We start from the raw sequence: 21,463 nt of genomic DNA on the forward strand, positions 1-21,463 counted from the left end.
TGTTGTGAAATATTTTGCTCTTTAACAATCTGGAACAAGCTGAAAATTCGAAAACAATCGAATTGCTTTTAATAAGTGATTCGAGAGTCTCTCAAATGCTTACAGCACGAAGTGAAACATCTTCGGGTTGTGAGGTTAAGTGACTAAGCGTACACGGTGGATGCCTAGGCAGTCAGAGGCGATGAAGGACGTGCTAATCTGCGATAAGCGTCGGTGAGCTGATATGAAGCATTATTAGCCGGCGATGTCCGAATGGGGAAACCCAGTGCAATCCGTTGCACTATCGTTAAGTGAATACATAGCTTAACGAGGCGAACCAGGGGAACTGAAACATCTAAGTACCCTGAGGAAAAGAAATCAACCGAGATTCCCCTAGTAGCGGCGAGCGAACGGGGAAGAGCCCAGAACCTGAATCAGTTTGTGCATTAGTGGAAGCGTCTGGAAAGTCGCGCGATACAGGGTGATAGCCCCGTACACGAAGGTGCACAGCTGTGAGTTCGATGAGTAGGGCGGGACACGTGTTATCCTGTCTGAATATGGGGGGACCATCCTCCAAGGCTAAATACTCCTGACTGACCGATAGTGAACCAGTACCGTGAGGGAAAGGCGAAAAGAACCCCGGCGAGGGGAGTGAAATAGAACCTGAAACCGTGTACGTACAAGCAGTGGGAGCATCCTTCGGGGTGTGACTGCGTACCTTTTGTATAATGGGTCAGCGACTTATATTTTGTAGCAAGGTTAACCGAATAGGGGAGCCGTAGGGAAACCGAGTCTTAACTGGGCGTCTAGTTGCAAGGTATAGACCCGAAACCCGGTGATCTAGCCATGGGCAGGTTGAAGGTTGGGTAACACTAACTGGAGGACCGAACCGACTAATGTTGAAAAATTAGCGGATGACTTGTGGCTGGGGGTGAAAGGCCAATCAAACCGGGAGATAGCTGGTTCTCCCCGAAAGCTATTTAGGTAGCGCCTCGTGAATTCATCTTCGGGGGTAGAGCACTGTTTCGGCTAGGGGGTCATCCCGACTTACCAACCCGATGCAAACTACGAATACCGAAGAATGTTATCACGGGAGACACACGGCGGGTGCTAACGTCCGTCGTGAAGAGGGAAACAACCCAGACCGCCAGCTAAGGTCCCAAAGTCATGGTTAAGTGGGAAACGATGTGGGAAGGCATAGACAGCCAGGATGTTGGCTTAGAAGCAGCCATCATTTAAAGAAAGCGTAATAGCTCACTGGTCGAGTCGGCCTGCGCGGAAGATGTAACGGGGCTAAACCATGCACCGAAGCTGCGGCAGCGACGCTTAGGCGTTGTTGGGTAGGGGAGCGTTCTGTAAGCCGTTGAAGGTGGCCTGTGAGGGCTGCTGGAGGTATCAGAAGTGCGAATGCTGACATAAGTAACGATAAAGCGGGTGAAAAGCCCGCTCGCCGGAAGACCAAGGGTTCCTGTCCAACGTTAATCGGGGCAGGGTAAGTCGACCCCTAAGGCGAGGCCGAAAGGCGTAGTCGATGGGAAACAGGTTAATATTCCTGTACTTGGTGTTATTGCGAAGGGGGGACGGAGAAGGCTAGACCGGCCGGGCGACGGTTGTCCCGGTTTAAGCGTGTAGGTGTGATGACCTGGCAAATCCGGTCATCTTTAACACTGAGGCGTGATGACGAGGCACTACGGTGCTGAAGTGGTTAATGCCCTGCTTCCAGGAAAAGCCTCTAAGCTCCAGATAACACTGAATCGTACCCCAAACCGACACAGGTGGTCAGGTAGAGAATACCAAGGCGCTTGAGAGAACTCGGGTGAAGGAACTAGGCAAAATGGTGCCGTAACTTCGGGAGAAGGCACGCTGGCACGTAGGTGAAGTCCCTCGCGGATGGAGCCGAAGCCAGTCGAAGATACCAGCTGGCTGCAACTGTTTAATAAAAACACAGCACTCTGCAAACACGAAAGTGGACGTATAGGGTGTGACGCCTGCCCGGTGCTGGAAGGTTAATTGATGGGGTCAGCCGCAAGGCGAAGCTCTTGATCGAAGCCCCAGTAAACGGCGGCCGTAACTATAACGGTCCTAAGGTAGCGAAATTCCTTGTCGGGTAAGTTCCGACCTGCACGAATGGCGTAATGATGGCCAGGCTGTCTCCACCCGAGACTCAGTGAAATTGAACTCGCTGTGAAGATGCAGTGTACCCGCGGCAAGACGGAAAGACCCCGTGAACCTTTACTATAGCTTGACACTGAACATTGAACCTTGATGTGTAGGATAGGTGGGAGGCTTTGAAGTGTGGACGCCAGTCTGCATGGAGCCGACCTTGAAATACCACCCTTTAATGTTTGATGTTCTAACCTGGCCCCGTGATCCGGGGTAGGGACAGTGTCTGGTGGGTAGTTTGACTGGGGCGGTCTCCTCCCAAAGAGTAACGGAGGAGCACGAAGGTTAGCTAATCCTGGTCGGACATCAGGAGGTTAGTGCAAAGGCATAAGCTAGCTTGACTGCGAGAGTGACGGCTCGAGCAGGTGCGAAAGCAGGTCTTAGTGATCCGGTGGTTCTGAATGGAAGGGCCATCGCTCAACGGATAAAAGGTACTCCGGGGATAACAGGCTGATACCGCCCAAGAGTTCATATCGACGGCGGTGTTTGGCACCTCGATGTCGGCTCATCACATCCTGGGGCTGAAGTAGGTCCCAAGGGTATGGCTGTTCGCCATTTAAAGTGGTACGCGAGCTGGGTTTAGAACGTCGTGAGACAGTTCGGTCCCTATCTGCCGTGGGCGTTGGAAGATTGAGAGGGGCTGCTCCTAGTACGAGAGGACCGGAGTGGACGCACCGCTGGTGTTCGGGTTGTGATGCCAATTGCATTGCCCGGTAGCTACGTGCGGAAAAGATAAGCGCTGAAAGCATCTAAGCGCGAAACTTGCCTCGAGATGAGTCTTCCCTTGGGCCTTGAGCCCACTGAAGGAACGTTTAAGACTAAGACGTTGATAGGCTGGGTGTGTAAGCGTAGCGATACGTTGAGCTAACCAGTACTAATGATCCGTGAGACTTAACCTTACAACACCGAAGGTGTTTTTAGAGAGACGAATTTAGCTTGTTCAAGATTGGAACCGATGGCCAGTGATGGCGGTTGGTAAAACAGAATTTGCCTGGCGGCGATAGCGCGGTGGTCCCACCTGACCCCATGCCGAACTCAGAAGTGAAACGCCGTAGCGCCGATGGTAGTGTGGGGTCTCCCCATGCGAGAGTAGGGAACTGCCAGGCATCAAATTTAGCGTGCTGATATGGCTCAGTCGGTAGAGCGCACCCTTGGTAAGGGTGAGGTCCCCAGTTCGATTCTGGGTATCAGCACCACTTTTTCGGGGTTTTGTTCGGCAAAAAGAATTTGCTTGGCGGCGATAGCGCGGTGGTCCCACCTGACCCCATGCCGAACTCAGAAGTGAAACGCCGTAGCGCCGATGGTAGTGTGGGGTCTCCCCATGCGAGAGTAGGGAACTGCCAAGCATTAAATAAAGCAAAAAAGCCGCTCACAGAGCGGCTTTTTTGCGTCTGAAGCCAGGCCAGATCCTGTGAAAAACCGCCGTTGGCGGTCTTTTTATACATAGAAGATCTCACCTTACCCTTTAGCTTGTTGCTCTAACCAACGCTGGACGAAGGCTGCAATTTCATCGGGGTTATTAATATCCAGGAATGGGACGGCGCAGTCATGGCGGCTGTCGCTGGCCAGCGCAATGACGTACTCGTCGATAAGGCCGCTAAAGGGCTTGCCAACCGCGTGCCGGTAGAGCGCTATTTTGGCAATGTGCTCATGTTTAAATCCCTCGACCAGAATTAAATCGCAGCGCCTGGCATCGATGCGTGAGGCTAGAAAGCGTAAGTCCAGCGGCTGCCTCTCCGGCGTTTCACTCATCAACGCCCAGCGTAGATCGCTGGCGACCAGCGTTTGATCCGCACCGGCTTTACGCAGCTCATAGCTGTCTTTACCCGGGGTATCGACATCCATATCGTGATGGGTGTGCTTGATTAGGGCGATGCGGATCCCCCGGGCTTTTAGGCTGGGAATCAGCTGTTTCAGCAGCGTGGTTTTTCCGGTACCGCTATAGGCGGCAATGCCCAAGAGTGGTGGGGTCGTCACGGTGATGTGTGTCCCTGTTGTTGTGTCTGCTGGCACTCTTGCAGACTATTAATATTGATAAAGAGCGTGGGATCGGCATAGCGTATGGGCTGCGCATCAACCCATTGCATGAATAGCATGAGCTTACGCTCTCCCCGCAGCAGAAAGGTGCGTAGCTGCGGCAGCAGGCTGCGGTGCCATAGGGCGAGCGTCGGGTGGCGGCGCTCGCCGTCGTCAATATAGGCTGCGAGGGCGTCGCCTTTGCCTTGCCAGAGTACGTTGACCAGATCGGCGGGAATAAAGGGGACATCGCAGGGAACAGAGATAAGCCACGGCGTTTGGCACTGCTCCAGCGCCGTTAGCACGCCGGCCAAGGGGCCAGGAAAGCCCGCCATGCTGTCGCTGAGCACTTCGCAGCCGCTTTGTCGGTAGGTCTGTTGATTTCGATTGGCGCTGATGACGACCCGGGATACCTGGGGCGCTAGACGTTGTAAAACCTGCTGGTACAGGGGTATGGCGTTGAGTGTAACCAATCCTTTATCTCTACCCTGCATCCTGGTGGCCCGCCCGCCCGCTAAAATAACCCCCTCAATGTCCTGCATTGTGAAAGCGCTCCTGTAAGCTGTAGATGTCGAACGATGCTCTATCATAGCGCCCCTTTAATGACGATGTAATAGTTTGTAAATAGTGAGTGTTACACGGTAAACGACTATCTTTGCTAAATTAGGATTGCTAGTTTTAGCAGCCCTGTGAATAGATAAGAGAGCGTACTCTATGAAATGCCATCGCGTTAATGAGCTTATTGAGTTAATCCATCCGGCCTGGCAGCAGGAACCGGATCTGAACCTGATGCAGTTTTTACAGAAACTGGCCGACGAGGCGGGCTATGAGGGCGCACTGGCCGATCTTACTGATGATATTCTGATCTATCACCTGAAAATGCGCGACAGTGAGAAGAGCGCGGTGATCCCGGGCCTGCAAAAAGACTATGAAGAGGATTTCAAAACGGCCCTACTGCGCGCGCGCGGCGTGATTAAAGATTGATGCTATGACGACGTCGGCCTTTAATTTTCAAACTCTGACACCGGATCTCATCCTGGATGCGCTGGAGAGTACGGGGATCCGCGTTGATTCCGGTCTTAGTGAGCTGAACAGCTATGAAAACCGCGTCTATCAGCTGATGGATGAGGAGAGACGACGCTATGTGGTGAAGTTCTATCGGCCCGAGCGTTGGAGCGATGCCCAGATCGCAGAGGAGCATGCTTTCTCTGCCGAGCTGGCCGCGCAGGAGATCCCGCTGGCGGCACCGCTGTTCCTGAATGGTGCCACGCTGCATCACTACCATGGATATGCCTTTGCGGTCTTTCCCAGTCTAGGGGGGCGTGAGTATGAGGTCGATAGCCTCGACCAGCTGGAGTGGGTTGGGCGCTATCTGGGGCGTATCCATCAGGTAGGCCGACGTCAGCTGTTTGGCTGCCGGCCGACCATTGGGCTGGACGAATATGTCTACCAGCCGCGGGCGCTGCTGGCGGAAAGCCCTCTGGTGCCCGAAGCGCAGCGATCTGCGCTGCTATCGGCGTTAGATACGTTGATTGCGGCGTTGCTTCCGTGCTGGCGGGATGATTTGCCACAGCTGCGTCTGCACGGTGACTGCCACCCGGGAAATATACTGTGGCGCGATGGTCCACTGTTCGTGGATCTGGACGATGCGCGCAACGGCCCGGCGATCCAGGATTTGTGGATGCTACTGAATGGAGATGACGCTGAGAAGCGCGTACAGCTGGATGTACTGCTGGAGGCCTACGGCGAATTCAGCGATTTCGATCTGCGTGAGCTGGCGCTGATTGAGCCGCTACGTGCCATGCGGATGATCCACTATGTGGCCTGGATCTGCCGCCGCTGGCAGGATCCCGCGTTTCCGCGCAGTTTTCCCTGGATGGGCGAGTCCCAGTTCTGGCTGCGCCAGACCCAGGTATTTCAAGAGCAGGTCCGTCTGTTACAGGCCGCTCCGCTACAGTTAACGCCGATGTATTGACGATAGATCCCGAATAATGGAGAAGTGATAATGAAAAAGATATGGCTGGCCCTGCTGGGCATGGTTATGGCGTTTGGCGTATCGGCCGCGCAGTTTACTAATGGGGAACAATATACCACGCTGGATAAACCGGTAAGCGGTGCGCCACAGGTATTGGAGTTCTTCTCGTTTTATTGTCCGCATTGCTATGAGTTTGCTGAGGTTTACCATATTCCCCAGGCCATTGAAGGTAAACTGCCACAGGGGATAAAGCTGACCAAATACCACGTAGAGTTTCTTGGCCCGTTAGGAAAACAGCTGACTCAGGCATGGGCTGTCGCGATGGCGCTGGGGGTTGAGGATAAGATTACCCAGCCTATGTTTGATGCGGTACAAAAAACGCAGAGTATTAAGACCGAGGCGGATATTCGCAATGTATTTATTCAGGCCGGGGTGAAACCGCAAGAGTATGACGCTGCGCTGAATAGCTTCGTGGTTAAATCTTTGGTGGTGCAGCAGGAGAAGGCCGCAGAGGATTTCCAGCTGCGCGGCGTTCCGGCGGTGTTTGTAAATGGCAAGTACATGGTGAAAAGCGATGGGTTGGATACCAGCTCCATGGCGAACTATGTGGCGCAGTTTGCCAATGTGGTGCACTTCTTGGTGAGCCAGCCGTAATCGGCGCGCTGACGCTGAGTAATACGCCGGATCTCGTTTCTCCGGCGTTTTTTTTAGACTTTAGACGGTGGGACGGTAACGCTCGCGCAGCCGGGTTATCAGTAGATCCTTACGCTGCCAAAGCGTATTCAGCCATAGCTGAAACTGGCGTTTGAAGCGCTTATTATTGAAATAATCGCCGCGAATTTCATCGCTGATCGGCAGTGTTTCAATGTGTACGACGATGTCTTGCATGCGTCCGCAGAGAAGATCGAGGAAAGGGCGTCGCTCATTCTGCGGGTAAAGCAGCGTGACGTTAAGCACTCGATCAAACTGGCTGCCAAGGGTACTGAGGGTAAACGCGATGCCCGCGGCCTTGGGCTGTAATAGATTCTGATAGGGTGAGTTTTGGCCGCGGCGTTTTTCCTCCGTACAGCGTGAGCCTTCGACGAAATTAACGATGGTGGTTGGACGCAGGCGAAATTTCTCGCATGAACGGCGAGTAGTTTCAATATCCCGATCGCGCCGTTCCGGGTGTTTAAGGAGATAGCTGCGGGAATAGCGCCGCATGAAAGGCATATCTAATGCCCAACAGGCTAGGCCGATAAAAGGTACCCAGGCCAGCTGCTGCTTAAGGAAATACTTATTCATTGGAATATGATTCCGTAGCAATACACACAGCACCACAATATCCGTCCAGCTGTTATGATTGCTGATCAGCAGATACCAGTTTTTCTTACTTAACCCCTCTAGGCCGCTAACGTGCCATTTTAGCCGTGGATTCAGGTACATTAATCCGGCCAAACCTTGGCACCAGCACCACATCAGCCTATCGGAATAGCGGGAAATAGCGCGCCGTATCCCAGGCAGCGGCAGCAGCAGTTTTACTATGCCCAAGCATGTGATTGGCAGCGAGCAGGCCACGGTGACTACGATGGTCAACAGCGTTGTTAATACGAAGATAAAAGGAGACAACACCGTGGCAATCAGGGTAGGCATTGGGAACTCACACCGCACTCGGAAGAATTAGGAGCTGCAATGTTAGCAGATAGGGACGTAAGTCGGCACATTTTGTCCCGCCCAAAGATATTTCTGTAAAAAATTCTGCAGCGTTTTAAAAGTTGGTCATACTATAACGACGCCGAGCGAAGGCTTAGACATCGCCGGTAATACCAGTTAAGTTATACACAGATCATACGTTATGGTTTCTGTATTAAGCTTTCCCTTATTATATATTTATAATGTTGATTTTTATTGATTATATTTATTCAATTTCCATAAAAACCCTTCTGCGTATTAAATGCTCAATATTTTGCTAACAAAGTTATCCACAGATGGATCCGGTGCGATCGTGCGTTACCTGGCGCGATAAAACGCTCCGAATATTCGTCAGCGCACTCGAGGTGTGGCATCCTTACACTCTGATAACCACCACGACAAAGACAGATTATGGCCCAGATAGCTGAAAATCCCCTGATCCTGGTTGATGGATCCTCATACCTTTACCGTGCCTATCATGCGTTTCCACCGCTGACCAATAGCGCCGGGGAGCCTACCGGGGCTATGTATGGTGTGCTGAACATGCTGCGTAGCCTGATCATGCAGTATCAGCCGAGCCATGTTGCCGTGGTGTTTGATGCCAAGGGTAAAACGTTTCGCGATGAGCTGTTTGCCGAATATAAGTCACATCGTCCTCCTATGCCGGACGATCTGCGTGATCAGATAGCGCCGCTGCACCAGATGGTTGAGGCGATGGGGCTACCGCTGCTGGTCGTACCGGGGGTGGAGGCAGACGATGTGATCGGTACGCTGGCGCGCCGCGCTGAGCTGGCGGGGCGGCATGTTCTGATCAGCACTGGCGACAAGGATATGGCGCAGCTGGTAACGCCGAATATCACGCTGATTAATACGATGACCAACACCGTTCTGGGGCCTCAGGAGGTGTGTGACAAATACGGGGTGCCGCCATCGCTGATCATCGACTTTTTAGCGCTGATGGGCGATGCCTCTGACAATATTCCCGGCGTCCCCGGCGTAGGTGAGAAGACGGCGCAAGCGCTGTTGCAGGGCATTGGCAGCCTGAAGACGATTTACGATGATCTCGATCGGGTGGCCACCCTGAGCTTTCGTGGTGCGAAGACCATGGGAGCCAAGCTGCTGTTGAATAAAGAAAAGGCCGATCTTTCCTACCTACTGGCGACCATTAAGACCGACGTCGATCTGGCGCAGGGGTGCGACGATTTAGCCATTAAACCGCTGGATAGCGAGACGCTGCACCGGCTGTTCAGCCGCTATGAGTTTAAGCGTTGGCTGAGCGATGCGCAGGAGGGCTCCTGGCTCACAGGGGCAACAGGCGGTCGTAAAACGCGGGGGGAGAAAATTGCTGACGCACCTGCGGTGCCTGCACCGGAGGTTTCCGTGACGCTGACGCGCGAGGGCTACCAAACGATCCTCGATGAGGCCGAGCTGGAGGCATTGATTACACGCTTGCGCCAGGCCGGGAGCTTTGCCTTTGATACCGAGACCGATTCGCTGGATGTGCTCTCGGCCAATCTGGTGGGGATCTCCTGCGCCGATGCGCCGGGGCAGGCATGTTACATCCCGTTGGCTCATGACTACCTGGATGCGCCGCATCAACTTGATCGTCAGTATGTTCTGGCGCGCCTGCAGCCGCTGCTGGAGGATGAAGAGGTAGCCAAGATTGGCCAGAACCTGAAGTATGATATCGGCGTTATGGCGCGCTATGGCATCACGCTGCGCGGCGTGGCGTTTGATACCATGCTGGAGTCCTATGTGCTCAATAGCGTAGCCGGACGCCATGATATGGACAGCCTGTCGGCCCGCCATCTCGACCATAAAACGATTACGTTTGAAGAGATTGCCGGTAAAGGTAAAGGTCAGCTGACGTTTAATCAAATCCCGCTGGAGCAGGCGGCGGAGTATGCCGCAGAGGATGCCGATGTTACCCTGCAGCTGCATCAGCGTTTATGGCCGACGCTGGAGGGAGAGCCTGGGCCGAGCCATATTTTCCGCGATATCGATATGCCGTTGGTGCCGGTGCTGTCGCGGATGGAGCGTACCGGGGTACTGATCGACAGCGCGATTCTGGGTCAACATTCGCAGGAGCTGGCGATACGGCTGGAGGCGCTGGAGCAGCAGGCGCACAGCGAGGCTGGAGAGCCGTTTAATCTGTCATCGACCAAACAGCTGCAGAGTATTCTGTTTGAAAAGCAGCAGCTGCCGGTATTGAAGAAAACGCCGGGCGGAGCGCCATCCACCAATGAAGAGGTGCTGGCTGAGCTGGCCGAGCAGGGATATGCGCTGCCGCAGGTAATCCTGGAGTACCGCACACTGGCCAAGCTGAAGAGTACCTACACCGATAAGCTGCCGCTGATGGTAAATCCGCTGACGGGTCGGGTACATACCTCTTATCATCAGGCCATCACCGCAACGGGCCGACTGTCATCCAGCGATCCTAACCTGCAGAATATCCCCGTGCGTAGCGACGAAGGGCGGCGTATTCGTCAGGCTTTCATCGCGCCGGTCGGCAGTCGGATTGTGGCGGCGGACTACTCACAGATCGAGCTGCGCATCATGGCGCATTTATCGGGAGACAAAGGGCTGCTGGAGGCGTTTGCTGCAGGGAAAGATATCCATCGTGCCACGGCGGCAGAGGTCTTTGGCCTGCCGTTAGAGGCGGTGAGCGCTGATCAGCGCCGCAGCGCGAAAGCGATTAACTTTGGCCTGATTTATGGTATGAGCGCCTTTGGTCTGGCTCGCCAGCTGAACATTGGCCGCGGCGAAGCCCAACGCTATATGGATCTCTACTTTGAGCGCTACCCGGGCGTGCTGGCCTATATGGAGCGCACCCGCCAGCTGGCATCGGATCAGGGCTATGTTGAAACGCTGGATGGACGCCGACTCTATCTGCCCGAGATCAACGCGCGCAATGGCATGCGCCGTAAAGCGGCGGAGCGTGCCGCGATTAACGCGCCGATGCAGGGAACGGCGGCCGATATCATTAAACGGGCCATGATTGCCGTTGATGGCTGGCTACAGAAGGCCCAACCGGAGGTGCGCATGATTATGCAGGTGCACGATGAACTGGTGTTTGAGGTACCGGAGTCTCAGGTTGAGGCGGTGGTATGTCAGGTTCGCGCGCTGATGGAGAATAGTCTGTCGCTGGCAGTTCCATTAAAAGTTGATATTGGTTGCGGTGAAAACTGGGATCAAGCTCACTAAATTGCGGCCTTTTAATCCATTTATGTAATTTAACTACATAAAAACGCGTTAATGGATGAGGTTTGCGGATTTAAATGGCATATTTTTGTAAGTAAGCAACAAAAAAGGTTGATCGATACATAAAATGTTGTACAGTTGTCAGCGTAGGGTACAGAGGTAAGATGTTCTATCTTTCAGACCTTTTACTTCACGTAATCGGATTTGGCTGATTATTAGCCGCCCCAGTCTTTATGACTGGGGCGTTTTTTTTGTATAAAGAACACGTTAGCTGAAATATCACCGCGTATACCTCGCCGGTGGTGCCGGACGCGTGTCGACGTCGTAAGACGCTTGTCGCTGATGTGATTATTTTCTATTTTGTTGAAAAATGACATAAAAAAGCCGCTTGCGCGGCTGATGGCATCTGTAGGCCTGAGGCTCATTACTCGCCGATGCTGGGATCGTCGTCCTCGTCCGCCTGCTGAGGTGCAATCTCGCTGAACCAGGTATCCAGCTTATCTCTCAGCTTATCGACGCCGAACTTTTTGAGGGAGGAGAATGCGTCGACCTGAATGTCGCCCATAAACGGCAGAACCGCCTCTCGCACCATATTCAGCTGCGCCTTGCGGGCGCCAGAGGCCAATTTATCGGCCTTGGTTAACAGCAGCAATACCGGCAGGCCGGCCTCTACCGCCCAGGCGATCATCTGCTGATCGAGATCCTTTAGCGGATGGCGGATATCCATCAGTACGACTAATCCCTTCAGACACTGCCGTTTCTGCAGATACTCCCCCAGCGCCTGCTGCCATTTACGCTTCATCTCTTCCGGGACTTCGGCGTAGCCATAGCCCGGCAGATCGACTAGGCGAATGCCATCCTCAACCTCGAACAGATTGATAAGCTGGGTACGTCCCGGCGTTTTACTGGTACGCGCCAGACTTTTCTGATTGGTTAGCGTATTGAGGGCGCTGGATTTCCCGGCGTTGGATCGCCCGGCAAACGCCACCTCAATGCCGGTATCTGCCGGCAGGTGGCGAATATCGGGGGCGCTGGTGACGAAGTGTGTCAGATGGTAGTTGTAAGTTTGACGGGCCAAGAGGATCGTCTCCCTGTTGCTGGAGGAATAATGGCAGGAATTATAACCATAATGACGGGAAAGGGCGCGTAAATCCGTGTGCTGTCGGCATGGATGGCGTAAGCCATTGGCCCGCCTCCGCGTAAGCGATCGGCTATAGCGTTATCAGATAATGGCGTATCATTCTGTAAGGCCTTGATTTTTTACTCATTGATATTCAGCTAATTACATTACTTGTGTGATATCGATCGACTATCGAGGCGCGATTTCGCGTATTGTTCTTTACCATCAGTAGGATAGATTAACTCCAGCGCAGGGATGCAGCGTAAAACGGACTCTTCGTCAGGATGACGATGCCCAGGGGGCGTTAAGGATAACGCGTCGGGGTAAGGAGACCGGCCACAGGATGTGGCGCGACAGACAGGAGGTTTGTCACAGGGAGGTATCTGGCTCGGGAGTGGGCTACCGCCTTCGGGCGGGAGAGGGAGTTTGCCTTAGGGATGAGGGCAGGGAGCATCACCGCAAAGGGATAAACCGGGACGTTGTTTGCCGTTAGGGATGATTAGTGTGAATATCCTTCTGCAGAAGGTATAAAATTAAGGCGACAGTTTAGGCTGTCGCCTTTTTTCTTTGCGGCCTTTCTGATAGATTTCGCCGCAGTTTTCGACATCTCTGATCAAGAGTATAAGTTATGAGTCCGGTGAATAAATCAAAGGCCGTTAAAGCCAAAAAAACACGTAAAACCCGTCAGGAGCTGGATCTGGAAGGACGCGAGCGCAAACGCCAGAAAAAGCGCCGCGGCCATAAGCCGGGCGCCCGCAATAATGACAGCGCGGCTCAGGGGGGAAAGGGAAGTAGCCGCGCAGGGCGCGATCCGCGTCTCGGCAGCAAGACGCCGGTTACGCTGGTGGTCGATAGTCAAGTGACAGCGCAGCGCCGTCCGCAGCCGCCGGTACAGCCAGAGGTGAAGAAGGCGCTCTCCCCGGAAGAGGAGCTGGCGCGTCTGGAAAACGATCCGCGTTTGGATGCCCTGCTGGAGCGTCTGGAAAATGGCGCGACGCTGAATGGCGAAGAGCAACGCTATGTGGACGAGATGCTGGATCGCATCGATGCGCTGATGGAAGAGCTGGGTATCGAGCTGGAAGATGATGAGGACGAGGCTGAGGAACAGGAAGACATCATGCAGCTGCTGCGCCGCGGCAGCCCAAAAGATGCTATCTGATGCCGGATGAGCCTGATTCTGGTCATCGGTCTGATGCTCACATGTTATCTGCTGTGGTTATTGGCTAAACTATGGCGGCTGTCGCAGCGCAAAGCGCGCTGGCAACGGGCCGCCATGCGTTACGGCAGGCCGTCGGCTTCTCCACTGCGCGCAGTCAGGAGAAAACAGAATAAGGAGTGAGCATCCATGTCAGAACAGACTATCGTCTGGGATTTGGCCCTGATCCAGAAATATAACTATTCCGGGCCGCGCTATACCTCGTACCCCACCGCGCTAGAGTTTAACCAACGCTTTGATGAGGCGGACTTTCTGCGTGCCGTAGCCCGCTATCCCGATCGGGCGCTTTCCCTTTACGTGCATATCCCGTTCTGCCATAAGCTGTGTTACTTCTGCGGCTGCAATAAGATTGTGACCCGTCAGTCCCACAAGGCCGACGAGTATTTGGATAAGCTGGCGCTGGAGATCGCCGCTCGCGCGCCGCTGTTTGCCGGGCGGACTGTGAGCCAGCTGCACTGGGGCGGCGGTACGCCGACCTTTCTCAATAAGGTGCAGATTAGCCGCCTCATGACGCTGCTGCGTCGCCATTTTACCTTTGCGCCTCAGGCGGAGATTTCGATAGAGATCGATCCGCGGGAGATTGCGCTGGATGTGCTGGACCACCTGCGCCAAGAAGGATTTAACCGCCTGAGCATGGGGGTTCAGGACTTTAATAAGACCGTGCAGGCGTTGGTCAACCGCGAGCAGGATGAGGCGTTTATCTTTTCCCTGCTGCGTCACGCGCGGGAAATAGGCTTTACCTCTACCAACATCGATCTGATTTATGGTCTGCCCCGCCAGACGCCGGAGAGCTTCGATTTTACGCTGCAAAAGGTGATCGAGCTGAATCCCGATCGACTCAGCATTTTTAACTATGCGCACATGCCCAAGCTGTTTGCCGCTCAGCGTAAGATCAAGGATGCCGATCTGCCGAGCGCAGACCATAAGCTGGCCATTCTACAGCAGAGCATCGCGACGCTGACCGGCGTGGGATACCAGTTTATCGGGATGGACCACTTCGCCCACCGCGACGATGAGCTGGCAGTGGCCCAGCGCGCCGGTAAGCTGCATCGCAACTTTCAAGGGTATACCACGCAGGGCGACAGCGATTTACTGGGGCTGGGCGTGTCGGCGATTAGCATGATCGGGGATAGTTATGCTCAAAATCGCAAGGTGCTGAAGGAGTACTATGCCGCGGTTGAGGCGCAGGGTAACGCGCTGTGGCGCGGGCTGGCCATGAGCCGGGATGACTGCATTCGCCGCGATGTGATTAAGGGGCTTATCTGTAATTTCCGCTTGGATTTCGCGCCGATAGAGCAGCAGTACGGCATTCGCTTCGTGGATTATTTCATCGAGGATCTGCTGTTGCTGCGTCCGCTGGCGCAGGATGGGCTGGTCGAGCTGGGGGAGACGGCGATTAATGTCACGCCGCGCGGTCGTTTGCTGATCCGGAATATCTGCATGTGCTTTGATGTGTATCTGCGTCATCAGGCCCGAATGCAGCAGTTTTCGCGCGTCATCTGACGCCCGTCGATAAAACAATCCCCGGCACGCCGGGGATTGTTTTAGGCTTAGCGGTTCAGACGCTCCAGAACAGCAGTGCCAGCAGCTGGGGCGACATAATGCGTAGGAACATCGCCAGAGGATAGACCGTGGCGTAGGAGAGCGCTGCAGCCCCGCTGGTGGCGTGGAGGCCGTTGGCGAAGGCCAGCGCCGGGGGATCGGTCATCGCTCCCGCCAGCATGCCGCAGAGGGTGAGATAGTTCATCTTGATCATCAGACGCGCTAGAAGCGCCGCCGTGAGCAGCGGAATGGCGGTGATCAGGATCCCGTAGCCAATCCAGGTGACCCCTTCGCCGTTGAGCAGCGTGTCGATGAAGTTACCGCCGGACTTCAGCCCGACGACCGCCAGGAACAGCACGATCCCCAGTTCGCGTAGCGCCAGGTTGGCGCTGGGCGGCATAAACCAGTACAGCTTACCGATGCTGCCGATACGGCCCAGGATCAGAGCGACCACCAGCGGCCCGCCGGCCAGTCCTAGCTTGAGCGCCGCCGGGAAGCCCGGAATGAACAGGGGTACCGACCCCAGCAGAACGCCCAGCCCGATACCGATAAAGACCGGCAGCATCTGCACCTGCTGCAGCTTTTGCTGGGCGTTACCGACGATGGCGGCGACGGCATCGATCGCCTGAGGCCGGCCGACCAGATTGAGAATATCGCCGAACTGCAGTGTCGCATTATTACCGGCCACCAGCTCGACGCCGGCGCGGTTAAGCCGCGAGATCACGACATCGTACTTTTGCTTCAGGTTGAGATCGCGGATCTTTTTTCCCAGAACCTTCTCGTTGGTGACCACGACGCGGCTGACCTGCAGCTCGGTACCGCGGGTGGACAGCGAGGTGTCCACCTGTTCACCGATCACCAGCCTGGCGTTCTCCAGCTCCTGCTTTTGCCCCACCAGATGGAGCAGATCGCCGATTTCGATCTGGGTGGTGGGCAGCGGCACCATGAGAAAATCACCGCGCTTGAGGCGTGAGCAGACGATGGTATCGCTATTCAGGATCGGCACCTCCTGCATGGACAGTCCGCTCAGGTTGGGGTTGCGCACCATGATATTCATGGTTTGCAGCAGCTCGTGGCTGTGGCCGCTACGCGCGTCGAAGTCACGCGCCTCGGCGTCGATATTGATGCGGAACAGCAGGCGCACCAGCCACATCACCAGCAGAATGCCGCAGATGCCGAAGGGATAGGCCATGGCGTAGCCCATCCCCATCAGATCTATCTGGGATGGATTGGACCCCAGATCGGTCAATATCTGCTGCCCGGCGCCGAGCGCCGGCGTGTTGGTGACAGCACCGGAGAAAATGCCCAGAATGATCGGCAGAGGAACGGCAAACAGCTTGTGAATGGCGGCGGTAATCAGCCCGCTTATCAGTACCATTAGGACGGCAAAGGCGTTGAGGCGCAGGCCGGAAACGCGCAGCGAGGAGAAAAAGCCGGGCCCCACCTGAATACCGATGCTGTAGACGAACAGGATCAGGCCAAATTCCTGAATAAAATGCAGCATATCGCTGTTGAGATCCAGCTGGTAGCGCTGGGCAAAATGGCCGACGATGATCCCGCCGAACAGGACGCCGCCGATCCCCAGGCCGACGCCATAGATCCGCCAGTTACCAATCCATAACCCAAGTACTGCGACCAGTGACAGCATACTGACCGTAAGGGCGATATCGCTCATGATACATCCTTGATGATTAAACGACTCCGGTGAAACGCGCGCGACCGGATGATCCGCTGGGGTAACGGAAAACCCACCTGAACATTGTTACAGAGCGTCGGTAAATGGACTGTGTCACACGGCACAGCCCGGGTATTTAATGGATATCCTAGCAGATATTCTTCCGGGGACGCTGGGGGCTCAAGGCGTGCCATAATGGTCACGCCCTGAGCGTAGAGGGGTTATCCCAACAGGTGGAGCAGCGCGGCGCACAGCACAGCGGCAACGGCGGCATGCGATGATGGCCCGCCGCTGGCGCTGAGTTCGGCGCCGTGGGAAACCATGGCGTACAGCGAATCGATCATCATTATTCTCCCGTTAAAACGCAGCCGATCATACTCGCTCGCGCGGGGGTGTAAAGATCGCGCCTGGCGTTTTTTTGTGCGCCGTGCAGCGTTTTTAACCGAGGGTATCCGCTCTCCGTCATTATTCCATTCCCAGCTCTTTCAGCTTGCGGGTCAGGGTATTACGGCCCCATCCGAGCAGTCTGGCCGCCTCTTGCTTATGACCCTGTGTGTGGCGCAGGGCGCAGTTCAGCAGCGTACGCTCCATCTCCGGCAGGGCTTCGGCCAGCAGATCCTGCTGGCCGCTCTGCAGGGCATGCTCCGCCCACTGACTCAGCAGCCGTGGCCAGCTGTCCGGCGAGAGCGCCACCGGCTGACGCTCATCGCGCACGCCGTCAAACAGCTCCGTCGGCAGATCCTGAGCCAACACCTCTTGGCCTGCGGCCATGACCGTCAGCCAGCGGCAGGTATTCTCCAGCTGGCGCACGTTGCCTGGCCACGGCAGACGGGTAAGCGCCGCCTCGGCCTCCGGGCTGAGCACTTTGGCCTCGACGCCCAGCTCGTGGCCCGCCACTTTGAGAAAGTGGCGGGCCAGGCGCGGTATATCCTCGCGCCGCTCACGCAGCGGCGGAAGATGGACGCGGATTACGTTAAGGCGGTGGAAGAGATCTTCGCGGAACTTCCCCTCTTGCACCCGCTGTTCCAGATTCTGGTGGGTGGCGGCGATGATGCGTACATCGACCCTGACCGGCGCATAGCCGCCGATGCGATAAAACTGTCCGTCGGCCAGCACGCGCAGCAGACGGGTCTGAACGTCCAGCGGCATGTCGCCGATTTCATCGAGAAACAGCGTCCCGCCGTCCGCCTGTTCAAAGCGCCCCTGGCGGATCTGGTTGGCGCCGGTAAAGGCGCCTTTCTCATGGCCGAACAGCTCGGACTCGATCAGATCGCGTGGAATGGCCGCCATATTCAGGGCGATAAACGGCACCTTGGCGCGCGGGCTGTGGCGGTGCAGCGCATGGGCGACCAGCTCTTTCCCGGTGCCCGACTCCCCATTGATCAGCACGCTGATGGAGGAGCGAGACAGGCGTCCGATAATGCGAAAGACATCCTGCATCGCCGCCGCCTCACCGATGATATCGGCGCTGGGATCGCTCCCCGGCGCCTGGCGCGCGGGCTGCTGCTGTTCCTGATAGTGACTGATGGCGCGTTCGACGAGCGCGACGGCTTCGTCAATGTCGAACGGTTTGGGCAGATAATCAAAGGCACCCCGCTGGTAGGCGCTGACCGCGGCATCCAGATCGGAGTGGGCCGTCATAATGATGACCGGCAGCAGCGGATGGCGCGCTTTTATCTGCTGCAGCAGGGCCAGTCCGTCCATACCGGGCATGCGGATGTCTGATAGTAGAACGTCCGGCGTCTGGGCGCTCATCGCCGTCAGAGCCGACTGACCATTTTCAAACGTGGCGCAGCGCAAACCTGCGCCGGTCAGCGCACGCTCTAAGACCCAGCGGATGGCACTGTCATCGTCGACGATCCAGACGAGACCCGGTTGCATTGTCATGGTGACCACCTGTTGCGTAAGGGGCGGGGGCTATTTGCGGATTGGCAAATACACCGAAAACTCGGTGTGGCCCGGCCAGCTGTTAAACTCGATTTTTCCCTGATGCTGATCGATCAGGCTCCTTGCAATCGACAGGCCAAGCCCGGTGCCTCCGCTGCGTCCGCTCACCATCGGGTAGAACAGCGTATCCTGCAGCTGAGCGGGGATTCCTGGCCCATCGTCTTCTATATCTATGCGCGCCGCCAAGCGATAGCGCTCGCCGTGCAGGGTGACCTGCAGCGCCGTACGGGTACGCAGGGTGATGGTGCCGCCCCGTTCGCCCAGCGCCTGCAGGGCGTTCCGCGTGATATTCAGCAGCACCTGCTCTATCTGCTCCGGATCGTGATTCAGCTCCGGCAGGCTGGGATCATAGTCGCGCAGCAGGGTGATGTTCCCCGGGCACTCCAGGGAGACCAGCTGGCAGACCCGCTCGGCGACCTGATGAATACTCTGGGTGACGCGCTGCCCCGGCCTCTGAGGGCCCAGCAGACGATCGACCAGGTTGCGCAGGCGGTCGGCCTGCTCGATGATCACCTGGGTATACTCGGTCAGGGCCGGATCCGGTAATGCCCTGGCCAACAGCTGCGCCGCCCCGCGCAGCCCGCCGAGCGGGTTCTTGATCTCATGGGCCAGCCCGCGCACCAGATCGCGGGCGGCGACCTGCTGGGAGTGTTGGAGCTGCTCCTGGCTCAGGCGCCGCTGGCTGTCCAGGGTTGAAAGCTCTAGCAGGATCTGTCCTTCGCTCAGGGGCTGGGCCGTCAGCGCCATGATGTGCGGCTGGCTGTCGACGACCAGCATCACCTCGTTGTCGGTAAAACCCTGTCCTGCGCGTAGGCTGATGCGCATCAGCGCGATATCCAGGGAGAGATAACTCAGCAGATCCGGCAGCGGTGTGCCAAACAGCTTGCGCGGGCTCTGCGCCAGCAGCTGCTGAGCAGCCGGATTGGCATAGCGAATGACCAGATCGTCGTCCAGGACCAGGATGCAGGTCATCATGGCATTCAGCAGCGGTCCGGCATCGGGTAGGTCACGGTGGGGCGGCGTAGGGTATTCAGCCATTTGCGCACTCCTGCACTGTTTTGGTGCAATAGGATGCCTTGCACTGTAGCATGCTTTTGCTGTCCGTGCGGGGGGAGCGGAGCGTTTTTTCTCCGTCCTGCGGCGTACGGCGAAAAAAACCCATCCGAAGATGGGCTGAAAGTTTCCACGGCAACAAAAACGGATGTCTCCAGCGTGGCGCGCGCGGCAAGGACCCGGTACGCGCCGGGTCTCCTACCGTGCGTCGCGTTATACGCTGTAGTAGAGTTCAAACTCGACCGGGTGCGGCGTCATGCGTACGCGCTCCATTTCTGACTGGCGCAGCTCGATGTAGGCATCGATGGCATCGTCGGTAAAGACGCCGCCGCGGGTCAGGAACTCACGATCGCTGTCCAGCGCGGCCAGGGCTTCATCCAGAGAGCCTGCGACGGTCGGGATCTCTTTGGCCTCTTCCGGCGGCAGGTCATACAGGTTTTTATCCATGGCGTCGCCGGGGTGGATTTTATTGATGACGCCATCCAGGCCGGCCATCAGCAGGGCAGCGAAGCACAGGTACGGGTTGGCCGCCGGATCCGGGAAACGCACCTCGATGCGGCGAGCCTTCGGCGATGCCACCACCGGGATACGAATGGAGGCGGAGCGGTTTCGGGCAGAGTAGGCCAGCATCACCGGCGCCTCATAGCCCGGCACCAGACGCTTGTAAGAGTTGGTGGTCGGGTTGGCTAGGGCGTTGATGGCCTTAGCGTGCTTGATCACCCCGCCGATATAGTACAGCGCGGTTTCAGACAGGCCGCCGTACTTGTCGCCGGCAAACAGGTTGCTGCCGTTTTTAGACAGGGACATATGGCAGTGCATGCCTGAGCCATTGTCACCGAACATCGGCTTGGGCATAAAGGTGGCGGTTTTACCAAAGGCGTGGGCGACGTTGTGCACCACATACTTGTAGATCTGGATTTCGTCCGCTTTCTTGGTCATGGTGTTGAAACGGGTGGCGACTTCGTTCTGCCCAGCGGTGGCCACCTCATGGTGGTGAGCCTCTACCACCAGCCCCATTTCCTCCATGGTCAGGCACATGGTCGAGCGGATATCCTGAGCCGAATCAACCGGCGGAACCGGGAAGTAGCCGCCTTTAACCGCCGGACGGTGCCCTTTGTTACCGCCCTCGTATTTGGTTGAGGAGTTCCACGCGCCTTCGATGTCGTCAATGGCGACGTGGCTGCCGTTGATGCTGCTGCCGAAGCGGATATCGTCGAACAGGAAGAACTCTGGCTCCGGCCCAAACAGCACGGTGTCGGCGATACCGGAGGCGCGCAGAAAGTCTTCGGCGCGCTTGGAGATGGAGCGCGGGTCGCGGTCGTAGCCCTGCAGGGTGCCTGGCTCCAGAATGTCGCAGCGGATAATCAGCGTTGGCTCTTCATAGAACGGGTCGAGTACCGCGGTGGTGGGATCCGGCATCAGCACCATGTCTGACTCATTGATGCCTTTCCAGCCGCCGATGGAGGAGCCGTCAAACATCTTGCCTTCTTCGAAGAAGTCGGCGTCAACCTGATGAGCCGGAATGGTGACGTGCTGCTCTTTACCCTTGGTATCGGTAAAGCGCAGATCGACAAATTTAACTTCGTGCTCATTCAGCATCGCTAAGATATGTTCAGCGGACATACTCTACTCCCGGTTTCTTTGGTCGCCGTGCAACGGATCACGGATGATAGAAAGTGGTTTTAGCCATCGTGCTGTAGCATTAGCGAGAAACGTGCCAACTTTACAAATTGCCCGGATGGCGCATAATTACCTTACTCTGACGCTGTGTCAGGCGGCACTGATGGAGCTGGGTGCTCCATAATGGTGCAAATCACTTCAGCAAACGCACAATCTTGGTGCAAGCTGTTTATTCCCGCGCCGTTTAGCATCGTGAATAGGATCACAAACCGCCATTCGTAGCAT

At 56.1% G+C, this 21,463-nt stretch carries 16 protein-coding genes, 1 tRNA gene and 3 rRNA genes; 11 read left to right on the forward strand and 9 right to left on the reverse strand.

Translation table 11 applies throughout. The features are described 5' to 3' along the window. The first annotated feature begins 133 nt into the window (after positions 1-133). The 4 genes from QY76_RS02995 to rrf (QY76_RS03010) all read left to right on the forward strand — a co-directional run bounded on the left by QY76_RS02995 (position 134) and on the right by rrf (QY76_RS03010) (position 3,488). A 23S ribosomal RNA gene (locus tag QY76_RS02995) occupies positions 134-3,041 on the forward strand. A 91-nt stretch (positions 3,042-3,132) separates the two neighbouring features. After that, positions 3,133-3,248: ribosomal RNA gene (rrf, locus tag QY76_RS03000) — 5S ribosomal RNA — on the forward strand. Positions 3,249-3,262: 14 nt separating this feature from the next. Continuing rightward, positions 3,263-3,338, forward strand: a tRNA-Thr gene (locus QY76_RS03005). Positions 3,339-3,372: 34 nt separating this feature from the next. After that, a 5S ribosomal RNA gene (gene rrf / locus QY76_RS03010) occupies positions 3,373-3,488 on the forward strand. A 112-nt stretch (positions 3,489-3,600) separates the two neighbouring features. Here the strand turns inward: rrf (QY76_RS03010) and mobB are convergent. Together mobB and mobA are read right to left on the reverse strand one after the other, a co-directional pair. Next, positions 3,601-4,125, reverse strand: a complete 525-nt coding sequence (gene mobB / locus QY76_RS03015) for a molybdopterin-guanine dinucleotide biosynthesis protein MobB (protein WP_034165455.1) — start codon at positions 4,123-4,125, stop codon at positions 3,601-3,603. Next, complete coding sequence (mobA, locus tag QY76_RS03020; protein ID WP_034165454.1) at positions 4,116-4,700, reverse strand: molybdenum cofactor guanylyltransferase MobA; 585 nt, start codon at positions 4,698-4,700, stop codon at positions 4,116-4,118. Before mobA ends, mobB begins: the two co-directional genes overlap by 10 nt. A gap of 172 nt (positions 4,701-4,872) precedes the next feature. On the opposite strand from mobA, the gene QY76_RS03025 reads away from it, so the two are divergent. From QY76_RS03025 to dsbA, 3 genes are read left to right on the forward strand one after another with little or no spacing between them, the layout of a single operon-like run. Continuing rightward, a complete protein-coding gene (locus tag QY76_RS03025) occupies positions 4,873-5,142 on the forward strand; it encodes a YihD family protein (protein ID WP_015873027.1) in 270 nt (89 codons plus the stop codon). Positions 5,143-5,146: 4 nt separating this feature from the next. Beyond that, positions 5,147-6,133 (forward strand): serine/threonine protein kinase, encoded by a 987-nt coding sequence (locus QY76_RS03030; RefSeq protein WP_034165452.1) that lies wholly within the window; start codon positions 5,147-5,149, stop codon positions 6,131-6,133. A 30-nt stretch (positions 6,134-6,163) separates the two neighbouring features. Continuing rightward, the gene (gene dsbA / locus QY76_RS03035; protein WP_034165451.1) at positions 6,164-6,787 is read left to right on the forward strand and encodes a thiol:disulfide interchange protein DsbA; all 624 of its coding nucleotides are present in this window, start codon (positions 6,164-6,166) and stop codon (positions 6,785-6,787) included. A gap of 60 nt (positions 6,788-6,847) precedes the next feature. Here the strand turns inward: dsbA and QY76_RS03040 are convergent, their stop codons facing one another. Continuing rightward, a complete protein-coding gene (locus tag QY76_RS03040; RefSeq protein ID WP_045428004.1) occupies positions 6,848-7,765 on the reverse strand; it encodes an acyltransferase in 918 nt (305 codons plus the stop codon). 450 nt (positions 7,766-8,215) lie between these two features. On the opposite strand from QY76_RS03040, the gene polA reads away from it, so the two are divergent. Further along, positions 8,216-11,008, forward strand: a complete 2,793-nt coding sequence (gene polA, locus QY76_RS03045; RefSeq protein ID WP_045428003.1) for a DNA polymerase I — start codon at positions 8,216-8,218, stop codon at positions 11,006-11,008. A gap of 421 nt (positions 11,009-11,429) precedes the next feature. On the opposite strand, the gene yihA is transcribed toward polA, so the two are convergent. Next, positions 11,430-12,083: a ribosome biogenesis GTP-binding protein YihA/YsxC gene (gene yihA, locus QY76_RS03050; RefSeq protein WP_034165448.1), complete on the reverse strand. Its 654-nt coding sequence runs from the start codon at positions 12,081-12,083 to the stop codon at positions 11,430-11,432. A 670-nt stretch (positions 12,084-12,753) separates the two neighbouring features. Between yihA and yihI the strand changes: the two genes are divergently transcribed. The 3 genes from yihI to hemN are packed head-to-tail and all read left to right on the forward strand — an operon-like array spanning position 12,754 to position 14,844. Further along, positions 12,754-13,284, forward strand: a complete 531-nt coding sequence (gene yihI / locus QY76_RS03055; RefSeq protein ID WP_034165446.1) for a Der GTPase-activating protein YihI — start codon at positions 12,754-12,756, stop codon at positions 13,282-13,284. 6 nt (positions 13,285-13,290) lie between these two features. Further along, positions 13,291-13,464 carry a high mobility group protein Z gene (locus QY76_RS17570; protein ID WP_071844101.1) on the forward strand — a complete coding sequence of 58 codons (174 nt, stop codon included), beginning with the start codon at positions 13,291-13,293 and terminating at the stop codon, positions 13,462-13,464. 6 nt (positions 13,465-13,470) lie between these two features. Further along, positions 13,471-14,844 (forward strand): oxygen-independent coproporphyrinogen III oxidase, encoded by a 1,374-nt coding sequence (hemN, locus tag QY76_RS03060; protein ID WP_034165445.1) that lies wholly within the window; start codon positions 13,471-13,473, stop codon positions 14,842-14,844. 55 nt (positions 14,845-14,899) lie between these two features. Here hemN and QY76_RS03065 read toward each other — a convergent pair whose 3' ends face one another. The 5 genes from QY76_RS03065 to glnA form a co-directional block, all read right to left on the reverse strand. Beyond that, positions 14,900-16,558: a putative transporter gene (locus QY76_RS03065; RefSeq protein ID WP_034165443.1), complete on the reverse strand. Its 1,659-nt coding sequence runs from the start codon at positions 16,556-16,558 to the stop codon at positions 14,900-14,902. Positions 16,559-16,779: 221 nt separating this feature from the next. After that, entirely contained in the window at positions 16,780-16,902 is a 123-nt protein-coding gene (locus QY76_RS18590) for a YshB family small membrane protein (protein WP_015462572.1), read from the reverse strand. A 121-nt stretch (positions 16,903-17,023) separates the two neighbouring features. After that, positions 17,024-18,439, reverse strand: coding sequence for a nitrogen regulation protein NR(I) (gene glnG, locus QY76_RS03070; RefSeq protein WP_045428000.1), 1,416 nt, complete (start codon positions 18,437-18,439; stop codon positions 17,024-17,026). Positions 18,440-18,475: 36 nt separating this feature from the next. Next, positions 18,476-19,543, reverse strand: a complete 1,068-nt coding sequence (gene glnL, locus QY76_RS03075; RefSeq protein ID WP_045427997.1) for a nitrogen regulation protein NR(II) — start codon at positions 19,541-19,543, stop codon at positions 18,476-18,478. Between the two features lie 228 nt (positions 19,544-19,771). After that, complete coding sequence (glnA, locus tag QY76_RS03080; protein ID WP_012850287.1) at positions 19,772-21,181, reverse strand: glutamate--ammonia ligase; 1,410 nt, start codon at positions 21,179-21,181, stop codon at positions 19,772-19,774. Positions 21,182-21,463 lie beyond the last annotated feature (282 nt).

Source organism: Edwardsiella sp. EA181011 (assembly GCF_000800725.1).
In the GTDB taxonomy this organism is placed as follows: domain Bacteria; phylum Pseudomonadota; class Gammaproteobacteria; order Enterobacterales; family Enterobacteriaceae; genus Edwardsiella; species Edwardsiella anguillarum.